The sequence below is a fragment of the Pseudomonas fragi genome (genome assembly GCF_025426255.1).
Lineage (GTDB): Bacteria > Pseudomonadota > Gammaproteobacteria > Pseudomonadales > Pseudomonadaceae > Aquipseudomonas > Aquipseudomonas kulmbachensis.
In genome coordinates, this window is sequence record NZ_CP104861.1 from 2,846,501 (window position 1) to 2,864,541 (window position 18,041).

Annotated in this window: 17 protein-coding genes; 10 read left to right on the forward strand and 7 right to left on the reverse strand. The window is 59.3% G+C overall.

Going from position 1 to position 18,041, the window contains the following annotated elements; all coding sequences use genetic code 11:
• Positions 1–13 precede the first annotated feature (13 nt).
• Positions 14–544: a VOC family protein gene (locus N7D90_RS13005; RefSeq protein WP_261738402.1), complete on the reverse strand. Its 531-nt coding sequence runs from the start codon at positions 542–544 to the stop codon at positions 14–16.
• Positions 545–1,057: 513 nt separating this feature from the next.
• Here N7D90_RS13005 and N7D90_RS13010 point away from each other — a divergent pair.
• The 8 genes from N7D90_RS13010 (at position 1,058) to N7D90_RS13045 (ending at position 8,589) form a co-directional block, all read left to right on the forward strand.
• The gene (locus N7D90_RS13010) at positions 1,058–2,074 is read left to right on the forward strand and encodes an iron ABC transporter substrate-binding protein (protein WP_261738403.1); all 1,017 of its coding nucleotides are present in this window, start codon (positions 1,058–1,060) and stop codon (positions 2,072–2,074) included.
• Positions 2,075–2,143: 69 nt separating this feature from the next.
• The gene (locus N7D90_RS13015; protein WP_261742436.1) at positions 2,144–3,667 is read left to right on the forward strand and encodes an ABC transporter permease; all 1,524 of its coding nucleotides are present in this window, start codon (positions 2,144–2,146) and stop codon (positions 3,665–3,667) included.
• A complete protein-coding gene (locus N7D90_RS13020) occupies positions 3,664–4,716 on the forward strand; it encodes an ABC transporter ATP-binding protein (protein ID WP_261738404.1) in 1,053 nt (350 codons plus the stop codon). Before N7D90_RS13015 ends, N7D90_RS13020 begins: the two co-directional genes overlap by 4 nt.
• Positions 4,717–4,796: 80 nt before the next feature.
• Positions 4,797–5,561 (forward strand): hypothetical protein, encoded by a 765-nt coding sequence (locus tag N7D90_RS13025; protein ID WP_261738405.1) that lies wholly within the window; start codon positions 4,797–4,799, stop codon positions 5,559–5,561.
• Positions 5,562–5,590: 29 nt separating this feature from the next.
• Positions 5,591–6,025 carry a hypothetical protein gene (locus N7D90_RS13030; RefSeq protein WP_261738406.1) on the forward strand — a complete coding sequence of 145 codons (435 nt, stop codon included), beginning with the start codon at positions 5,591–5,593 and terminating at the stop codon, positions 6,023–6,025.
• Positions 6,026–6,115: 90 nt separating this feature from the next.
• Positions 6,116–6,781: a response regulator transcription factor gene (locus N7D90_RS13035; protein ID WP_261738407.1), complete on the forward strand. Its 666-nt coding sequence runs from the start codon at positions 6,116–6,118 to the stop codon at positions 6,779–6,781.
• Positions 6,757–8,112 (forward strand): ATP-binding protein, encoded by a 1,356-nt coding sequence (locus tag N7D90_RS13040; RefSeq protein ID WP_261738408.1) that lies wholly within the window; start codon positions 6,757–6,759, stop codon positions 8,110–8,112. The genes N7D90_RS13035 and N7D90_RS13040 overlap by 25 nt, the downstream gene beginning before the upstream one ends.
• Positions 8,113–8,148: 36 nt before the next feature.
• A complete protein-coding gene (locus N7D90_RS13045) occupies positions 8,149–8,589 on the forward strand; it encodes an EamA family transporter (protein ID WP_261738409.1) in 441 nt (146 codons plus the stop codon).
• Between the two features lie 9 nt (positions 8,590–8,598).
• Here the strand turns inward: N7D90_RS13045 and N7D90_RS13050 are convergent, their stop codons facing one another.
• Genes N7D90_RS13050 through N7D90_RS13065 form a run of 4 tightly spaced genes read right to left on the reverse strand, consistent with a single transcriptional unit; the run spans position 8,599 to position 12,121 of the window.
• On the reverse strand, positions 8,599–9,270 hold the full coding sequence (locus N7D90_RS13050) for a methionine ABC transporter permease (protein WP_343228827.1): 672 nt from the start codon (positions 9,268–9,270) through the stop codon (positions 8,599–8,601).
• A complete protein-coding gene (locus N7D90_RS13055; RefSeq protein ID WP_261738410.1) occupies positions 9,267–10,244 on the reverse strand; it encodes a methionine ABC transporter ATP-binding protein in 978 nt (325 codons plus the stop codon). The genes N7D90_RS13050 and N7D90_RS13055 overlap by 4 nt, the downstream gene beginning before the upstream one ends.
• Complete coding sequence (locus N7D90_RS13060) at positions 10,241–11,056, reverse strand: MetQ/NlpA family ABC transporter substrate-binding protein (protein ID WP_261738411.1); 816 nt, start codon at positions 11,054–11,056, stop codon at positions 10,241–10,243. The genes N7D90_RS13055 and N7D90_RS13060 overlap by 4 nt, the downstream gene beginning before the upstream one ends.
• 27 nt (positions 11,057–11,083) lie before the next feature.
• The gene (locus N7D90_RS13065; protein ID WP_261738412.1) at positions 11,084–12,121 is read right to left on the reverse strand and encodes an isopenicillin N synthase family dioxygenase; all 1,038 of its coding nucleotides are present in this window, start codon (positions 12,119–12,121) and stop codon (positions 11,084–11,086) included.
• Between the two features lie 291 nt (positions 12,122–12,412).
• Here N7D90_RS13065 and alr point away from each other — a divergent pair, with 291 nt between their 5' ends.
• Entirely contained in the window at positions 12,413–13,642 is a 1,230-nt protein-coding gene (gene alr / locus N7D90_RS13070; protein ID WP_261738413.1) for an alanine racemase, read from the forward strand.
• An 85-nt stretch (positions 13,643–13,727) separates the two neighbouring features.
• On the opposite strand, the gene N7D90_RS13075 is transcribed toward alr, so the two are convergent.
• Positions 13,728–14,492, reverse strand: a complete 765-nt coding sequence (locus N7D90_RS13075; protein ID WP_261738414.1) for an MgtC/SapB family protein — start codon at positions 14,490–14,492, stop codon at positions 13,728–13,730.
• Positions 14,493–14,565: 73 nt separating this feature from the next.
• On the opposite strand from N7D90_RS13075, the gene N7D90_RS13080 reads away from it, so the two are divergent.
• A complete protein-coding gene (locus N7D90_RS13080) occupies positions 14,566–15,279 on the forward strand; it encodes a FadR/GntR family transcriptional regulator (protein ID WP_261738415.1) in 714 nt (237 codons plus the stop codon).
• Positions 15,280–15,378: 99 nt separating this feature from the next.
• Here N7D90_RS13080 and pepN read toward each other — a convergent pair whose 3' ends face one another.
• The gene (gene pepN / locus N7D90_RS13085) at positions 15,379–18,036 is read right to left on the reverse strand and encodes an aminopeptidase N (protein ID WP_261738416.1); all 2,658 of its coding nucleotides are present in this window, start codon (positions 18,034–18,036) and stop codon (positions 15,379–15,381) included.
• Positions 18,037–18,041: the final 5 nt, after the last annotated feature.

Sequence of the window (18,041 nt, forward strand, 5' to 3'; positions counted from 1 at the left end):
AAGGGGAGAGTTATCAGCTCTGGCAGAACCGAATCCGGTTACCGAACGGATCATGGACTTCAAGAACCTGCCCCCAGCCTTGCTGGACAATTTCCGGTCGACCATACCCATAGCGTTTGCCTAGCAGCTCGTCGCGAAGCAGCTGGATATTGTGCATCGGGACAAATACCGTCGAGCCCGGGCTGGCATCGCCATGATGCTCCGACAGATGCAATTGCAGACCAGCGCGGCCAATCCCCAGATACAACGGTAAATCCGCTTCAAAGCGATGCTCGAACTCAACACTGAAACCCAGAAAGTCCAGATAGAACTCCCGTGCCTTGGCTTCGTCGAACATGCGCAATATGGGGATGGGTTTGTCGAACGTGACAGCAGGCACTGTGCTCTCGTGGGGGAGCCGGGTGCAGGCGGTATTCCAGTCCTTGTAACCCAATTGCAGGGCAACCAGTTCAAGGGCGATGGAGTGAGAGACCTCCTGATTGCGCTCCTGCAGCGAGGCTCGCAAGCTCTTGGCCATCTGTTTGGCTTTCTCGATTGACAACATGACTGCTCCTGGAGTCGAAGACTTTTGGTGCTCGCGTTGTCAAACCTCGACCGTCAAGAGAGATACGACAGGGCTTGAAAAGGAATGCTTTCACCTTCCCCATCGGGAGCGAGCGGCGGGCAGCATCGGCCAGTGCCGATAGTACACACCCGCCGCCTCGAGTCACAACCTCACCGCTGAGGAGCGTAGCGAGGCTGCGTCCGGCTGCGCAGCAGGCGTAGAGTCAGATCATGCGGTGTATCAGGAGATTCCGGCACTTAGGTTTTACGACTGCGGCGCAGCCTCGCCAGCTACAGATTGACGTTGGCCCCAATCAGATTGCAGCCACTAAAACGCTCAAGCAATACGAAAGCCAATCACATCAATTAACCATTTATTTGACGTTTTTTTCTCACTCCCGGTTCTACATTCGCCGCGCCTGAGCATGCTAATGATTCCCATTGATTCTGGAGCCACTACGCATTGCCTCTCGTCATCTGCCGCGCATAAATCTAAAACCCGGAGTTGCACACCATGACCCGTCGTATCCCTTCTTTCTTTAAAACCGCCCTGTTGGGCGCTGCATTGATCAGCGCCGGCCTTGCCCACGCAGCGAGCGCGGACGACGGTATTGTGGTCTACAACGCCCAGCACGAAAGCCTGACCAAGGCCTGGGTGGAAGGGTTTACCAAACAAACCGGGATCAAGGTCACCGTGCGCAATGGTGATGACACCGAGATGGGTAACCAGATCGTCCAGGAAGGCAGCGCCTCTCCGGCTGATGTGTTTCTGACCGAAAACTCCCCGGCCATGGTCCTGGTCGACAACGCCGGGCTGTTCGCGCCGGTTGCACCCGCGACCCTGGAGCAGGTCGGCTCGGCCTGGCGCCCGGCCCACGGCAAATGGTTGGGCATCGCTGCGCGCTCCACGGTGTTTGTCTACAACCCAGCCAAGCTGCCTGCCTCCGAGGTGCCGGCGTCATTACTCGATCTCGCCGCTCCAGCCTGGAAAGGCCGTTGGGCTGTATCGCCTGCCGGGGCTGACTTCCAGGCCATCGTAGCAGCGGTACTCGAACTCAAGGGCGAAGCCGTCACCCTCGACTGGCTCAAGGCAATGAAAGCCAATGCGGCCATTTACCGTGGCAATAGCGCCGTGCTTAAAGCCGTCAACGCCGGTCAGGTCGACAGTGGCGTGATTTACCACTATTACAGCTTCGTCGATCAGGCCAAGACTGGCGAAAACAGCAAAGACACTGCTCTGCACTACTTCAAACACCAGGACCCTGGGGCTTTTGTGAGCATTTCCGGCGGCGGCGTGCTGGCCTCCAGCAAACACCCTGAGCAGGCTCAAGCGTTCCTGAAGTGGATCACCGGCAAGGATGGCCAGGCCGTGCTCAAGGATGGCAACTCGTTTGAATACGCCGTGGGCCAGAACGCCCAATCCAACCCAAAACTGGTGCCGTTGACGCAACTCGACGCCCCCAAGGTCGATGCATCGCGCCTGGACAGCAAAAAAGCCGTGGCCCTGATGACCCAGGCCGGACTGCTCTAATTGTTGCCTGAAGCCCTGCAGGCGGGCCTTGCGCCCGCCCTTTGCGCAAGGCGCTCGCGCAACCGCTTCATGGGCCGTGGTGGCACATGGGTGACCGGTTTCGCGGTACTGGTTGCACTGCTGTCATTGCTGCCTATCGGGTTTGTAATCGGCGTGTCCTGGCAAGTCGGTTGGGAGCAGATCCAGGCACTGGTGTTGCGGCCTCGGGTCGGTGAACTGCTGATCAACACCGTATTGCTGGTGCTGCTCACCCTGCCCTTGTGCATACTGCTGGGCACGGCGCTGGCCTGGCTGACCGAGCGCAGCAACTTGCCAGGGCGGCGCGCATGGTCGTTGCTGGCCGTCGCACCGCTGGCGGTGCCAGCCTTCGTGCACAGCTATGCGTGGGTCAGCCTGGTGCCGTCGATTCACGGGTTACCGGCTGGAGTGCTGGTCTCGGTTATCGCCTATTTCCCTTTCCTTTACTTGCCGGTGGCCGCGACGTTACGTCGGCTCGACCCGGCCATCGAAGACGTGGCCCAATCCCTGGGGCTCAAGCCCTGGACCGTGTTCCTGCGCGTGGTGGTGCCGCAACTGCGGCTGGCCATTTGCGGCGGAGCCTTGCTGGTCGGCCTGCATCTGCTTGCGGAGTATGGCCTGTACGCAATGATCCGCTTCGACACGTTCACCACCGCGATCTTCGACCAGTTCAAATCCACCTTCAACGGTCCGGGGGCCAATATGCTGGCGGCAGTGCTGGCACTGTACTGCCTGGCCATGCTCACCGCCGAATCGGCCGCCCGGGGTAATGCCCGCTATGCACGGGTAGGCTCGGGCAGCGCCCGGGAACAGCAAGTCGTACGCCTGGGCCGCCCGGCCACACTGCTCGCGCTGATATTGCAAACAGTCACCTGTCTGCTGGCGCTGGGCGTGCCGCTGATTACGCTGGGCAAATGGCTGATCGCGGGGGGCAGCGAGGTCTGGCACTGGAGCGAGCTGCTTGCGGCTCTGCAACAAACCCTGTTTCTGGGGGTTGCGGGCGCCCTGTTGACCACCTGCGCGGCGGTGCCGATTGCCTGGCTGTCGATTCGCGCCCCAGGGCGCCTGCAACGTGTACTGGAAAGCTGCAACTACATCACCAGTTCGTTGCCCGGGATTGTCGTCGCTCTGGCGCTGGTCACCGTGACCATCCACTTCGCGCGGCCGATCTACCAGACCACCGTCACCGTACTGCTGGCCTATATGCTGATGTTTATACCGCGAGCCCTGGTGAGTTTGCGCGCGGGTATCGCCCAAGCCCCGGTGGAACTGGAAAACATTGCCCGCAGCCTCGGCCGCTCACCCGGCCGCGCCTTGTGGCTGATTACCCTGCGCCTGGCAGCACCGGGGGCGGCCGCAGGTGCAGCACTGGTGTTTCTGGCAATTACCAATGAACTGACCGCCACCCTGCTACTGGCACCTAACGGCACCCGCACCCTGGCCACCGGCTTCTGGGCCATGACCAGCGAAATCGATTACGCAGCTGCAGCGCCCTATGCACTGCTGATGATCCTGCTGTCACTGCCGTTGACCGGACTTCTTTACCTTCAATCCAAACGCACGGCTGGCCGATGAACGCTCTCGAACTTAATGCGATCTGTAAATCCTTCGGCTCCCAGCGTGCCCTGGACAACGTCACCCTGGCGGTGCCCACCGGCAGCCGCACGGTCATTGTCGGGCCATCGGGCTCAGGCAAGACCACATTGCTGCGCATGATTGCCGGTTTCGAGTTTCCCGACTCCGGCAGCCTCTCGCTCAATGGCCAGATCCTTCTCGACAGCACCCACGAAGTCCCCGCCCACCAGCGCCGGATCGGTTATGTGCCACAGGACGGCGCCTTGTTCCCGCACATGAGCGTGGCCGCCAATATCGGTTTCGGGCTCGCCACCAAGGGCCCTGCACGGGATGAACGCATCGCCGAACTGATGGACAGCGTGGCCCTGGATGCCAACATGGCCACGCGCTGGCCCCACGAATTGTCTGGCGGGCAACAACAGCGAGTGGCGCTGGCCCGGGCGCTGGCGCAGCAGCCACGGCTGATGCTGCTGGATGAACCCTTTTCAGCGCTGGACACCGGGTTGCGCGCCGCCATGCGCAAAATGGTCGCACGCCTGCTGGCAGACGCTGGTGTAACCGCGATTCTGGTGACCCACGACCAGAGCGAAGCCCTGTCCTTTGCCGATCAGTTGGCGGTGATGCGTCAGGGCCGACTGGTGCAGGCCGGTCAGCCACTGGAGTTGTACCAGCACCCCAGGGACGAGCAAACCGCGCTATTCCTCGGCGAAGCGGTGCTGATGCCCGCCAAAATCAAGGATGGCTGGGCCGACTGCGATCTGGGCCCGATTACGGTCAACCATCAGGGCAACAGTGAGATGGCGCAGATCATGCTCCGGCCTGAACAATTGCAACTCAACATCGCGTCGACAGGTTCGCCCGGCTGTCACGGGGTGGTCACCGAGCGCGATTTTGGCGGCAATACCTGCACCCTGACCGTTACTTTGCTGGCGGGCAAATTCGAGCCTGGCCGATCGTTGCCGGTGCACTGCGCGGGTCTGCTGGCGCCGCCCATTGGCAGCGCGGTGCAACTGACGACGTTGGGCCGCGCCCATGTACTGAATAATTGAGCGCCCTCAGTCTCGGCTAAGTCTCGTGCCGTACCTTCTGTCCTGCGCCAATCACCGTGCGCATCACAGAGGTTACGCAAATGAATGCCACTGCAGCCCGTTGGCTGAACAAGGTGCCCGAGGTGACGCTGTCATTCTGGGTGATCAAGATCATGTCCACCACCGTGGGCGAAACCGGTGCCGATTATCTGGCTGTCGATGCCGGTTTCGGCGCGGGCTGGACCAGCATCGGCATGGCCGCACTACTGGCGATTGCGCTGTTTTGCCAAATGCGCACCAAGTCCTATACCCCCTGGATCTACTGGCTGACCGTGGTACTAGTGAGCATTGTCGGCACGCAAATCACCGACATCCTCACCGACAAGCTGGATGTCAGCCTGTACACCAGCACGGGGATTTTTTCGGTGTTGTTGGTGATCAACTTTATGGTCTGGTATCGCACCGAGCACAGCCTGTCGATCCGCGAGATTGTCACGCCACGGCGTGAGTTGTTCTATTGGACCACGGTGCTCTGCACGTTTGCCCTTGGTACGGCGGCCGGTGACCTGGCGACCGAAGCCCTGGGCCTGGGTTTCACCCTCGGCGCGGTAATTTTCGCAGGTTTGATTGCCCTCACCCTGATGGCCTGGCGCATGGGCGCCAATCCCGTACTGAGCTTCTGGATCGCCTACATCCTCACCCGCCCGTTCGGTGCTTCGCTGGGTGACTTGCTGACCCAGGCCAAGACCTACGGCGGTCTGGGCATGGGCGCCACCTGGACCAGCGCCCTGTTCCTGTGCGTGATTGTGCTGCTGGTAGCCGCCGCTCAGCTCAATGTAAGCAACCGTAAAGCCGTCACGGCCTGAACCTTTAAAATTCCATCATGGAGATCATCATGCGCCACCCTGAAACCCTGATTCGTCGTATTGGCATCGCTTCTTCAATCCTGTTGCTGAGCATCACCGTCGGTTGCTCCAAACCCGATAGCAAAGAGCTCAATATCAACATGGGTGCCGTCAGTACGCAAAGCCAGTCAGGCTCCAAACTGGGCGATCTTTCGGAGTTTCGCAGCATTGCGGCGGACGTTAACGCGCGGGTCGGCAACAATGACCTGCCGGGTGCGAAAACCCGTATCAAGGACCTCGAAACCAGCTGGGACTCCGCCGAAGCAGGGATCAAACCCCGTGCTGCCAGCGATTGGCATGTGCTGGACAAGGCTATTGACCATGCACTGGACGCCCTGCGTGCCGACAGCCCAAGCATGGCCGACTGCAAGGCGGCCATGGACAACCTGCTCAAGGCATTTGACTCGATGAAAGGCAATTCCTGAATCGTCGAGCGGACAAGCTACCGCACAGGTGCTTCAATACAGGCGCGACGGTGAAAACTGGCGCGCCTGTTTTATTTTCCGGAGCGGCACATGCGCATACTGCTGGTCGAAGATGATCCAATGATTGGCGATGCGATCCAGGGCGCACTGACCGATGCGAGCTATGCCGCAGACTGGGTGAAAGATGGTCTGAACGCCTTGAGCGCACTGGATACACAGCATTACGACATGGTGCTGCTGGACCTCGGCCTGCCCGGCAAGGACGGCCTTGAAGTCCTGGCCAGCATCCGCGCCCGCAACAACCCCGTGCCCTTGCTGATCCTGACAGCCCGGGACAGCCTCGATGACCGCCTGCGCGGGCTGGACGGCGGGGCTGACGACTACCTGCTGAAACCTTTCGACATGGCCGAACTGCTGGCGCGCATGCGAGCGGTGCTGCGCCGCAAGAGTGGGAGTGCCCTGCCCTTGCTCGGTAATGGCGTGGTGTCGCTGGATCTGCTCACCAAGCAGGCCAGCACCGACAGCCAAAGCGGCATCACCCTGTCCAGCCGCGAATTCGCCCTGCTGCAAGCGTTGCTGATACGTCCGGGGGCGATTCTGTCGCGCAGTGAACTGGAAGACCGGCTGTATGGCTGGGGCAATGAAGTCGAAAGCAACGCCATCGAATTCCTGATTCATTCCGTACGGCGCAAGTTGGGCAGCCACATTATCAAGAACGTCAGGGGAATGGGATGGATGGTTTCAAAAAACGTTTGAGTGAGTCGGTCCAACTCAGGCTCTCGTTGGCGCTGTCGCTGACCATCCTGCTGGTGGCGGTGGTCGCCAGCGTGTTCGCCTTTGTCTCGGCACTGGATGAAGCCCACGAGTTGCAGGACGAAACCCTGCATCAGGTGGCTATCCTGTTTGATCGCCAGCAGATGACCCTGCACTACCCCCATGGCCCAGACCCAGCGGGTGATAACGAAGAATCGCGAGTGGTCATTCAATACTTGATCGACGGTAGAAACGCCTCGGCCAATACCGATGAAACCCTGCCGCTGCCATTGCCCACCACCCTGGCTGATGGCCTGTCCACGGTAGACGTGGGTGGCGAGGCCTTTCGCGTACTGGTCAGGACCACCGCACGGGGCGAACGGATTGCCGTTGCCCAGGAAGTCGACGCCCGCAACAAGGACGCCCGCGAAAGTGCCTGGCGCAGTTTGTTGCCCTTTCTGATTCTGTTTCCAGTCCTGCTGCTGGTAGTCAGTGATCTGGTGCGCAAATTGTTTCGTCCGATCGCGACCCTCGCCGCGCAAATCGACCAGCGTGCCGAGCAGGAGCTGCACCCGATTGACGAGCAGCATCTACCCACCGAAATCCGCCCCTTTGTGGTGGCCATCAACCGCCTGCTCGCACGCGTTGCGCTGTCCATGGACAGCCAGCGCCGGTTTGTCGCCGATGCTGCCCATGAACTGCGCTCGCCCATGACCGCGCTGTCACTGCAAGCCGAGCGACTGGCCGCGACCGAGATGCCGCCCCAAGCCCGCGAACGTTTGCAGCCGCTGTCCCTGGGCATTGAACGCAGCAGGCAACTGATCGACCAATTACTCAGCCTGGCCGCCGCGCAATTTGCCTCGCAGCGTCCGCAAACCAGCGTTTCAGTGCATGCCGTGTATCGCCGGGTACTGGAAGATTTGTTGCCGCTGGCCGAACGCAAACAACTCGATATCGGGGTGGAGGGCGTGGAGGATGTGCAAGTCATGATCAACGAAATGGATCTGTTTACCCTGGTCAAAAACCTCACCGATAACGCGATCCGCTACACCCCTGAAGGCGGCAAAATCGATCTTTGCGTAGACCTGATCCAGGGCAACGCGCGCCTGCAGATCAAGGACACGGGGCCAGGCATTGCCCTCGAAGAGCAGGCCCGCATTTTTGATCCGTTCTATCGCAGCCTGGGCTCCGGTGAGACGGGCTCCGGGCTGGGGCTTTCAATCGTCAAGGCGATTGCCGAACGCATCGGCGCCAGGGTTGAACTGGATTTTTCGGATAAGCTCAACCACAGCGGTCTATGTGTCTCGGTCTGGTTGAACACCGGCCTGCGCTGACACCAAAGCACCTTCACTTACCTTCCAGGCAGATTTATGGGTTCGTCTTTCTATTCAAGCTGGACATTCTGGGCACTGCTTTCGGCGGTATTCGCCGCCATGACGGCGATTTTCGGCAAAATCGGCATCACCGGCATCAACTCCGACTTCGCCACCCTGTTGCGTACCGTGGTGGTGTTGGTCAGCCTGGCACTGATTCTGTATGCCACCGGCCAATATCAGTCGCTGGGTTCAATCTCGGCGCGCAGCTATCTGTTTTTAGTGTTGTCGGGGCTTGCCACCGGGGCATCATGGATTTGCTACTACCGCGCTCTGCAACTGGGCCAGGCATCGCTCGTGGCCCCCGTGGACAAACTCAGCGTGGTGATTGTCGCCGTGCTCGGGGTCACGCTGCTGGGCGAGAAACTCGACATCCGCCAATGGGCTGGTATCAGTTTGATCACCGTGGGCGTGGTATTGCTTGCCTGGCGCAAGTAATCCGCGTCATCAGCGCCGGTGAGCCAGAGAACGCACCAGCCGGTCGCCCAGGCTCTGCACACTCTGGACCAGAATCACCAACACCAGGACGGTGGCAAACATCACCTGATTGTTAAAACGCTGGTAACCGTATCGGATCGCCAGATCCCCCAACCCGCCGCCGCCAATGATCCCGGCCATGGATGAAAAGCCAATCAGCATCACCAGAGTCAGGGTAATGCCCGCCAGCAGCGCGGGCAGCGCCTCGGGCAGCAGCACTTTGAAAATCACATGCCAGATATCGCCGCCCATGGCCAGAATGGCTTCGATGCGACCCTTATCGACTTCATCAAGGGCATTTTCAACAATCCGGGCAAAGAACGGAAAGGCGCCAATGGTGATTGGCACCACCGCAGCCGTACTGCCCAGCGTCGTACCGACCAGCAACCGGGTCAACGGAATCAAGGCAATCAGCATCACCACAAAAGGTAGCGAACGGCCGATATTGACCAGCCCACCCACAGTTTTGTTGAGCCTGGGCATCGGGTACAGGCCGTTGCTGCGACTGATAAACAGCAACACGCCCAGAGGCAGACCGATCAGCAGGGTGAAGAGCCCCGCCAGCAGCACCATGTACAGGGTTTCACCGGTGGCATTGAGCACCAACTGCAAGATGTCGCTCCATTCAATTGTACGGTTCATGGACGTTCCACCCTGACGCCGCGTTGCTTGAGAAAATCCACCACCCGGCTCAATTGCGGCTCGGCGCTGTGCAGCCCAAGGGACACACGCAAACGCCCGACCCTGCGCCCAGCAACCGACTCGACGCCACTGGCCAGCAAGTCGACCTGTACGCCTTGCTGCTGAAGTTCGTTGATCACAGGAGCCGCCAGCAGATTGTCAAAAAAACTCAATTCCAGTGCCTGACTCTGATTGCCCAGGACGGTGCTGTAACCCGGCAGCAATGACCGGCCCAGGCTTGAATCCGGATTGGCCAGCAACTGCGCAATCGGCCCGGCTTCGACCAACCGACCGTGGGCCAGTGAGGCCGCGTGATTACAGATGGCCTTGACCACATCTAACTCGTGAGTGATCAGCACAATGGTCAACCCCAGTTGCCGGTTGATGTCGCGCAGCAGCTCAAGAATCGACGCCGTGGTGTCCGGGTCCAGGGCGCTGGTGGCTTCATCCGACAACAGATAAGCCGGTCGGGCAGCCAGGGCGCGGGCGATACCCACCCGCTGCTTCTGGCCTCCGGACAACTGCGAAGGAAACGCCTGGGCCTTGTCGCTCAACCCCACCAGATCGAGCAACTCACGCACGCGAATAGTGCGTTGCTCCTTGCTGACCCGGGCAATTTCCAGCGGCACCGCGATGTTGTCGAACACGTTGCGCGAGTGCAGCAGGTTGAAGCCTTGAAAAATCATGCCGATGCGCTGGCGTTGCTGGCGCAGTTCAAGTTCCGACAAGGCGGTCAGGTCCTTGCCGTCGAGTAAAATACGCCCCGAACATGGCCGATCGAGTAGATTGAGGCACCGCAGCAGCGTCGATTTACCGGCACCGCTGCGCCCCAGAATCCCGTAGATCGCACCATCGGGGATACTTAAGGACACCTGGTCCAACGCAGGTGCCTGCCCTGCCCCGTAGGTTTTGCTCAACTGCTCGACCGTGATCATGGCTTAGCGTCCAGCGCTGCAACCGGAATCACCGACCCGGAATAGTTGTCGGTAATGAACTTGCTCACCTGGGGCAAAGCCAGGTCCCTGGCCAGTTGCTTGATCCGTGGATCGTCCTGCAACTTGAGCGTGGTCACCACGATATTGGCATAGGGGTTGTGCTCGACCTTCTCCAGCCCCAGTGCATCCTTGGCCGGTACCAACCCTGCTTCCAGCGCGTAATTGCCATTGATCACCGCCAGGTCCACGTCATCCAGCGCCCGGGGAATCTGTGGTGACTCGATTTCAAGGATTTTCAGTTGCTTTGGGTTCTCTGCGATGTCCTTGGGCGTCGCCTGATTGGCAGCAGGGTCGTTGAAACCTTCCTTTAGCTTGATCAGCCCGTTGTCCTGCAGCAGATACAGAGCGCGGCTCAGGTTAGTCACGTTATTGGGGACCGCCACCGTGCCATTTTGCGGCACTTGGTCGAAGCGTTGGTGGCGGTGCGAATAGATCCCCAGCGGCTCGATATGCACCGTCGCGGCGACGGCAAACTTCACCCCGAGGGCCTGCTCCTGAGAACGTAAAAACGGCAAGTGCTGGGTGTAATTGGCATCCACATCGCCATGTACCAGCAGTTCATTGGAGTTAACACCGGGCGGGATCTCGATGATCTTGAGGTTCAGTTGCGGGTCGATTTTTTGCACGTACTCCAGAATCTGCGCATGGGGCACCGCATCTGCTGCCACCCGTAGCGGCTGCTGGGCCAGCGCGTTGAAAGAAGCTACCAAAGCGCCGAGCACGGCCAGGGTCAGTCCTGTTTTTTTAAACATGTGGGTAATCCTTGATCTGGAGAAGGCTCAAGCGCTCAGCGCATTGGGGATCAACGCATCGGCGTAATAACGTTGTGCAACATCGGGGTGCGAGCGCAGACGGCCCTTGAGGTAGTTCCAGCCCACATCGCGAAACAATGGATTGGCCGGATCACTGACCGGGCCTCGTGCCTCGCGCAGCAGTGCAGCCGGCAAGGGATAAAGTGGCACCACGGCGTCCAACTGCGCGCCGAGGAAAAACGCAATCGACAAGCGCTCGCTGCCCTTGGCAGGTGACAGCACCCGATGCACCGTGGCACGCAGATAGCCGTTGGTGGCCAGTTCCAGCAATTCGCCGATGTTCACCACCAGGGTGTTGGCCCGAGGTAGCGCGTCAATCCAGCGCCCCTCTTCAATTTCGACTTGCAGACCCGCCTGTTGATCCTGCAACAGAAAGCTCAGGAAGCCCGAGTCCTTGTGGGCGCCGACGCCTTGATTACTCTCGTCAGACGCCTGCCCCGGGTAACGCATCAGTTTGATATGTTCATTGGGTTTGTCGCCGTACAGCTGGTCAAAAGCTTCTGGCCCCAATGCCAGCGCCTGGGCAAAGGCACGCAACAAACGCAGCGACATGGCGGTCATGGCCTGCTGCCAGTCCAGCAACAGTGGCTTGAGCGTGGGCAAGGCTTGCGGCCATTGGTTGGGCCCCTGCAAACGCGCCCAATACGGGCTGTTATCCGCGGTTGGCAATACCTCCCTTTCGGCTCCCAGATCGAACTGCTCGCGAAGGTCCGGCTTGCCCCGGGTAATCTCGGAAGCAGCGCGGTTATAACCGCGAAAATGGGGGGAATTGATCATGCCGACCGCGGTTTTGTCGCGGTCCGGCAAGGCAAAAAAACGGCGGGCGTGATCCTGTACCTGCTGCAACAACTCACTGTCGATGCCATGCCCCGTCAGGTAGAAAAAACCCACATCGCGAGCTGCGTGACGCAGATCTTCAAGGAACCCCTGGCGCTGGGCAGCCGTGCCATCGAGCAACGACAAGTCCAGGGTTGGCAAGGCAATGATGTCTCGTGTATGCGGCATGGTTCACTCCCATGTGAAGCAGCTGAAAGACCCTGGACCGAGAAGTGTCCGGCGCTGACTTAAAGCTAAACGATCTTAAAAACAGGTAATAAATATCGTTTTAGCATTAGCTTAGGTTCATTTCAGGCAGCTTTTCCCCGCCGATGACAGCCTGCAAACCACGCCCTGTACGGCACAACGACACTTTCAGACAGATCCGCGGCCGAGGGAGTGACATTTCCTGCAAGCCGATCCTAGTATTGCGGGCGTTACCCCCTGCCTCTAAAAAAATAACGTATGGAAACTCGAAAAATGCCCTTCACCCGTACTCTTCTTGCTCTCTCTTTGGGCATGGCTCTACTGCAAAACCCGGCCTTCGCTGCGCCACCTCTGTCGATGGCCAACGGTGTTGCCCAAGTCAACACACAGGACAGCAACGCCTGGGTCGAGATCAACAAAACCGCGTTCGAACACAACATCCGTGTGCTGCAAGCCACCCTCGCCGACAAGTCGAAAATCTGCGCTGTACTCAAGGCTGACGCCTACGGTCACGGTATCGGCCTGCTGATGCCATCGATCATCGCCACGGGTGTTCCGTGCGTGGGTGTCGCCAGCAACGAAGAAGCTCGCGTAGTGCGTGAAAGCGGCTTCAAGGGCCAGTTGATCCGCGTGCGTACGGCCGCCCTCAGCGAGCTGGAAGCCGCGCTGCCGTACAACATGGAAGAGTTGGTCGGAAACCTTGATTTCGCCGTCAAAGCCAGCCTGATCGCCGAAAAACACGGCCGTCCATTGGTGGTTCATCTGGGCCTGAACTCCAGCGGCATGAGCCGAAACGGCGTGGAAATGACCACTGCCGAAGGCCGCCGTGACGCAGTCGCGATCACCAAAGTACCTAACCTTGAAGTCCGCGCGATCATGACCCACTTCGCGGTTGAAGACGCCGACGACGTGCGTGCCGGTCTCAAGGCGTTCAACCAGCAGGCCCAGTGGTTGATCGACACGGCTCAACTGGATCGCAGCAAAATCACCCTGCACGCAGCCAACTCGTTTGCCACGCTTGAAGTGCCCGAGTCGCATCTGGACATGGTCCGCCCTGGCGGCGCGCTGTTCGGTGACACCGTGCCGTCCCACACCGACTACAAGCGCGTGATGCAATTCAAATCCCACGTCGCTTCGGTCAACAGCTACCCCAAAGGCAACACCGTGGGCTACGACCGCACTTACACCCTGGGCCGTGACTCGAAGCTGGCCAACATCACCGTTGGCTACTCCGATGGCTATCGTCGGGCCTTCACCAACAAAGGCATCGTGTTGATCAACGGCCACCGTGTACCAGTGGTGGGCAAAGTGTCGATGAACACACTGATGGTCGACGTTACCGACGCGCCGGATGTAAAAAGCGGCGATGAAGTTGTGCTGTTCGGACAACAGGGCAAGGCTGAAATCAGCCAGGCAGAAGTTGAAGACATCAACGGCGCGCTGTTGGCCGACCTGTACACAGTGTGGGGCAACTCCAATCCCAAGATCCTGATCGAAAAATAACTCGACCCGGCAAACAACATGCGTGGGAGCGAACCTGCTCGCGAACTTCTCAAACCTTCGCGAGCAGGCTCGCTCCCACAGAGTGTCAGGTCGGGATGTATTCCTCCCTGACACCCGGCACTTGCAGAATCTTCCTGATCATCTCATCAGCCATCACTTTGGTCGTCCCCCTGAACTCGATGGTGACGCTTTCGGTATCACTGGTCGGCCCCTGCTCGATAACCAGCTGTTTGATCCTGTCCGAGCGCTCGCCTAAAATTTGCGTAAGCGTTTGCCACGACAACGCACTGGATGGCGCCACCAACTTGACCACATGAATCTGTACATAATCGCGGTAGATTCGTTCCAGCGGTTTAATCACTACCAGAATCATCAGGATCAAAAAGGTAGCCGCCAGTCCCAACAGATAAAGCCCGCCCCCCACCGACAAACCGATGGCTGCCACAGCCCACAAGCTGGCTGCCGTATTGAGCCCCCTGATAACTTCACCACGGACCAGAATCGATCCGGCACCTAAAAAACCAATACCGGTGACAACCTGAGCCGCGATCCGCGATGGGTCGAGCTGGGTGCCAGGCATGGTCAGCGCCTGCTGAAAACCAAAAGCCGAGACAATCATGAACAGGCAGGCACCGGTTGAGACCAGCATGTGCGTGCGAAGCCCGGCTGTCCAAAAATGATGCTCTCGCTGAAAGCCTATAAGGCTGCCGTAAAATGCCGCCAACAGCAGGCGAACACACATTTCTCCCTCAGAAATCATATCCGCTCCTCTTGCGCCGACGAGGCGCCAAGAATGCAGCATAGCTCGGCGCGAAGAATCGGCAGGCAAACCTGTGGCAGCGTCGCTCACAGAACAGAATCAAAGAATGTAAACAAGCCTGCTATGATCGGCGCTTTTCATCGACAGGATCGAATCGCGCCCAATGGATTACCGTCAGCCCTCCGAGCGCAAAAGCATGCATGCGCGCATCGTTCAAGAACTCGGCATGCAGATTGTTTCCGGGCGCTTTAAACCCGATGACAAACTGCCCGCCGAAGCCTTGTTGTGCGAAGAGTACGCCGTCAGCCGCCCCGTGTTGCGCGAAGCCACACGGGTATTGGTTGCCAAGGGCCTGGTGTATTCCCGCCCCCGGGTGGGCACCGTGGTCAAGCCGCGCCGCGAATGGCATATGCTCGACCCTGACGTACTGCACTGGCTGATGCAAAGCTCTCCGCAAAACGAGTTTTTTGCATTGCTGACCAGCGTGCGCAGCATCATCGAACCTGCCGTTGCAGCCCTCGCTGCTCAACACGCGACTGATGAAGAAGTGGCCTCGATCCGCGAAGCCTACGAGCGTATGGAAAACGCAGCGAGCCCCGAAGCGCTGTTGCAACCGGATCTGGACTTCCACAGCCGGATTGCCGACGCGACTCACAACGACCTGCTGGCCAATCTGTGCAATATGTTGTCGCTGGCTTTGCGTGAGGCGTTGAAGCACTCCAATCGCCGACCCAACCTGCATGAACTGGCCTTGCCTCGGCACAAGGCGATATTGACCGCCATCGAAAACCACGACGCCCTCGGCGCCCGGCATGCCACGCTGGTGCAGCTGGACGATGCGCGAAACGCGCTGGATGTGGTGTTGGGTAACTGTTGAACTCAGCGTTGTAGCCGCTGCCGAATGTATTGGGGATAGACAGAGACAAAAAAGGCGCCGCCCGATCACTCGGGCGACGCCTTTTGTACCCTCGCAGTTTTACGCCAGGCTTTTGCTCACCACTTCAAACACGTCGCTGGACAGCTCGCCCGAGCTGCGGATGCGCTCAAGCTCTGCCTTCATCAACGCCTGACGGGCGCTGTCGTATTTGCGCCAGCGGGTCAACGGTGCCAGTTGCCGCGAAGCAATCTGCGGGTTGAAGGCATTGAGCTGGATCACCAGATCCGCCAGGAAGCGATAGCCCGAACCATCAGCCGCATGGAAGTTGATCAGGTTTTGTCCGGCAAACGCACCGACCAGCGCCCGCACCTTGTTCGGGTTCTTGATGTTGAACGCCGGGTGCTCCATCAGCTCACGCACGCGCTGCAAACCACCAGGCTGGGTGCTTCCCGCTTGAACGCTGAACCACTGATCCATGACCAGCGGGTTGTCCTTGAACTGCTCGGCAAAACTGGCCAGCGCGACGGCCTTTTCAGCCTCAAATGGCGAGTTGATCAAGACGGCCAGGGCCGTCAGGCGCTCGGTCATGTTATCGCTGTGCTCGAACTGCTCCAGCGCCGCGGCCAGAACGTCAGACTTGCCGGTAAGCATCAGGTACGACAGCGCGATGTTTTGCAGTGCGCGACGGGCAAAGTGCTCGGCTTCAGCCAGGTACGGGGTGACTTTCGACACGGCACGATTGGCCTGGTAACGCGCCCACAATCCTTCAAACAGGCTGTCGGCCAATTGCTTGCGAGCGAACTCGCGGGCAATGTGAATCGCGTCGACATCGGCCACGTCACTGATTTCAGTCAGGTAGGCTTCCCCTGGCAACGACAGCATTTCAGCCACCATCGCCTGATCCAGCTCAGGGTTGCCCAGCACACTGCGCAAGGCCTCAACCAGACGCTGGTCCATGACCAGTGCTTCGCCGCGTTGATGTTGAGCGATCAGCTCTTGCAGCACCTGCACTGACAGCTGTTGACCGGCATCCCAACGGTTAAAGCCGTCGGTGTCATGCTGCATCAGGAACATCAGTTGGTCACGGCTGTAGGCAAAGCTCAGCTTCACCGGGGCCGAGAACCCGCGCAGCAGCGCAGGCAACGGCTTTTGGTTGACGCCGATAAAGGTAAAGGTCTGCTCGGCTTCGGTCACCGACAGCACACGGCTGGTGCCGGACGCGGCAGTTTCACCCGCCAGTTGCAGCGCGATTTCAGCGCCCTGGGCGTTGAGCAGGCCCAGCTCCACCGGAATCACAAACGGCAGTTTTTCGACCTTGTCCGGGGTCGCCGGGCAGCTTTGGGCAAAGGTCAGGCTGTAGGTTTTTTGCTGTGCGTCATAGTGCTCACTCACCGCCAGACGCGGCGTACCCGCCTGGCTGTACCAGCGCTTGAACTGGCTCAGGTCGGCGCCGTTGGCGTCTTCCATGGCCTTGATAAAGTCGTCGCAGGTCACGGCTTGGCCGTCATGGCGCTCGAAGTACAGATCGCTGCCTTTGCGGAAACCCTCGGCCCCCAGCAAGGTGTGGATCATGCGCACCACCTCCGAACCCTTCTCATAAACGGTCAGGGTGTAGAAGTTGGAGATTTCGATAAAGCTGTCCGGGCGCACCGCGTGGGCCATCGGGCCTGCGTCTTCAGCGAACTGGTGGGTGCGCAAAAAGGCCACGTCCTGGATGCGTTTAACGGTGCGCGAGTTCATGTCTGCCGAGAACTCGGAATCACGGAATACCGTAAAGCCTTCCTTGAGCGACAGCTGGAACCAGTCACGGCAGGTCACGCGGTTGCCCGACCAGTTGTGGAAGTACTCGTGGGCGACGATGGCCTCGACCCGCTGGTGAGCGGCGTCGGTAGCGGTTTCGGCGCGGGCCAGCACGGCGCTGGAGTTGAAGATATTGAGGCCCTTGTTCTCCATCGCGCCCATGTTGAAGTCGTTCACGGCCACGATCATGAAGATATCCAGATCGTACTCACGACCGTAGGTTTCTTCGTCCCAGCGCATGGATTTTTTCAGGCTGGTCATAGCGTGCTGGCACTTGTCGATGTTTTCCGGCTCGACATAAATACGCAGCGCCACAGTGCGCTCGCTCATGGTGGTGAAGGTATCTTCAACGCACCACAGATCACCGGCAACCAGCGCAAACAGGTAGGCCGGTTTCATGAACGGGTCCTCCCAGGTCGCCCAGTGCCGACCGTCTTCATCGGGGCCGCTGGCAATCGGGTTGCCGTTGGACAGCAGAATCGGATAGCGGTGCTGCTCAGCCACCACAGTGGTGGTGAAGGTGCTCATCACGTCCGGACGGTCGAGGTAATAGGTGATCTTGCGAAAGCCTTCGGCCTCGCACTGGGTGCAGAACATCCCGCCGGACTTGTACAGGCCTTCCAGCGCGGTGTTGGTTTCGGGGTGGATCCTGACGCTGGTATCGACCACAAACTGCGCGGTGGTCGGGTGCAGGGTCAAGTGGCTGTCGTCGAGCTGATAATCAACCGCTGTGAGTTCGGCGTCGTCGAGTTTGACCGACAGCAATTCAAGCTGCTGACCGTCCAGCATCAGTGCCGGGAAACCCGCGCCACGGGCAGGATTACGGCGCATCACCAGTTGCGCATGGACCAGCGTGTGGTCCTCGAACAACTCGAAGGTCAGGTGCGTTTCGTCGATCAGATACTCAGGCGCCTGGTAGTCCTTCAGGTAGATCATTTGCGGTTGTTCGGTGCGCATGCTGG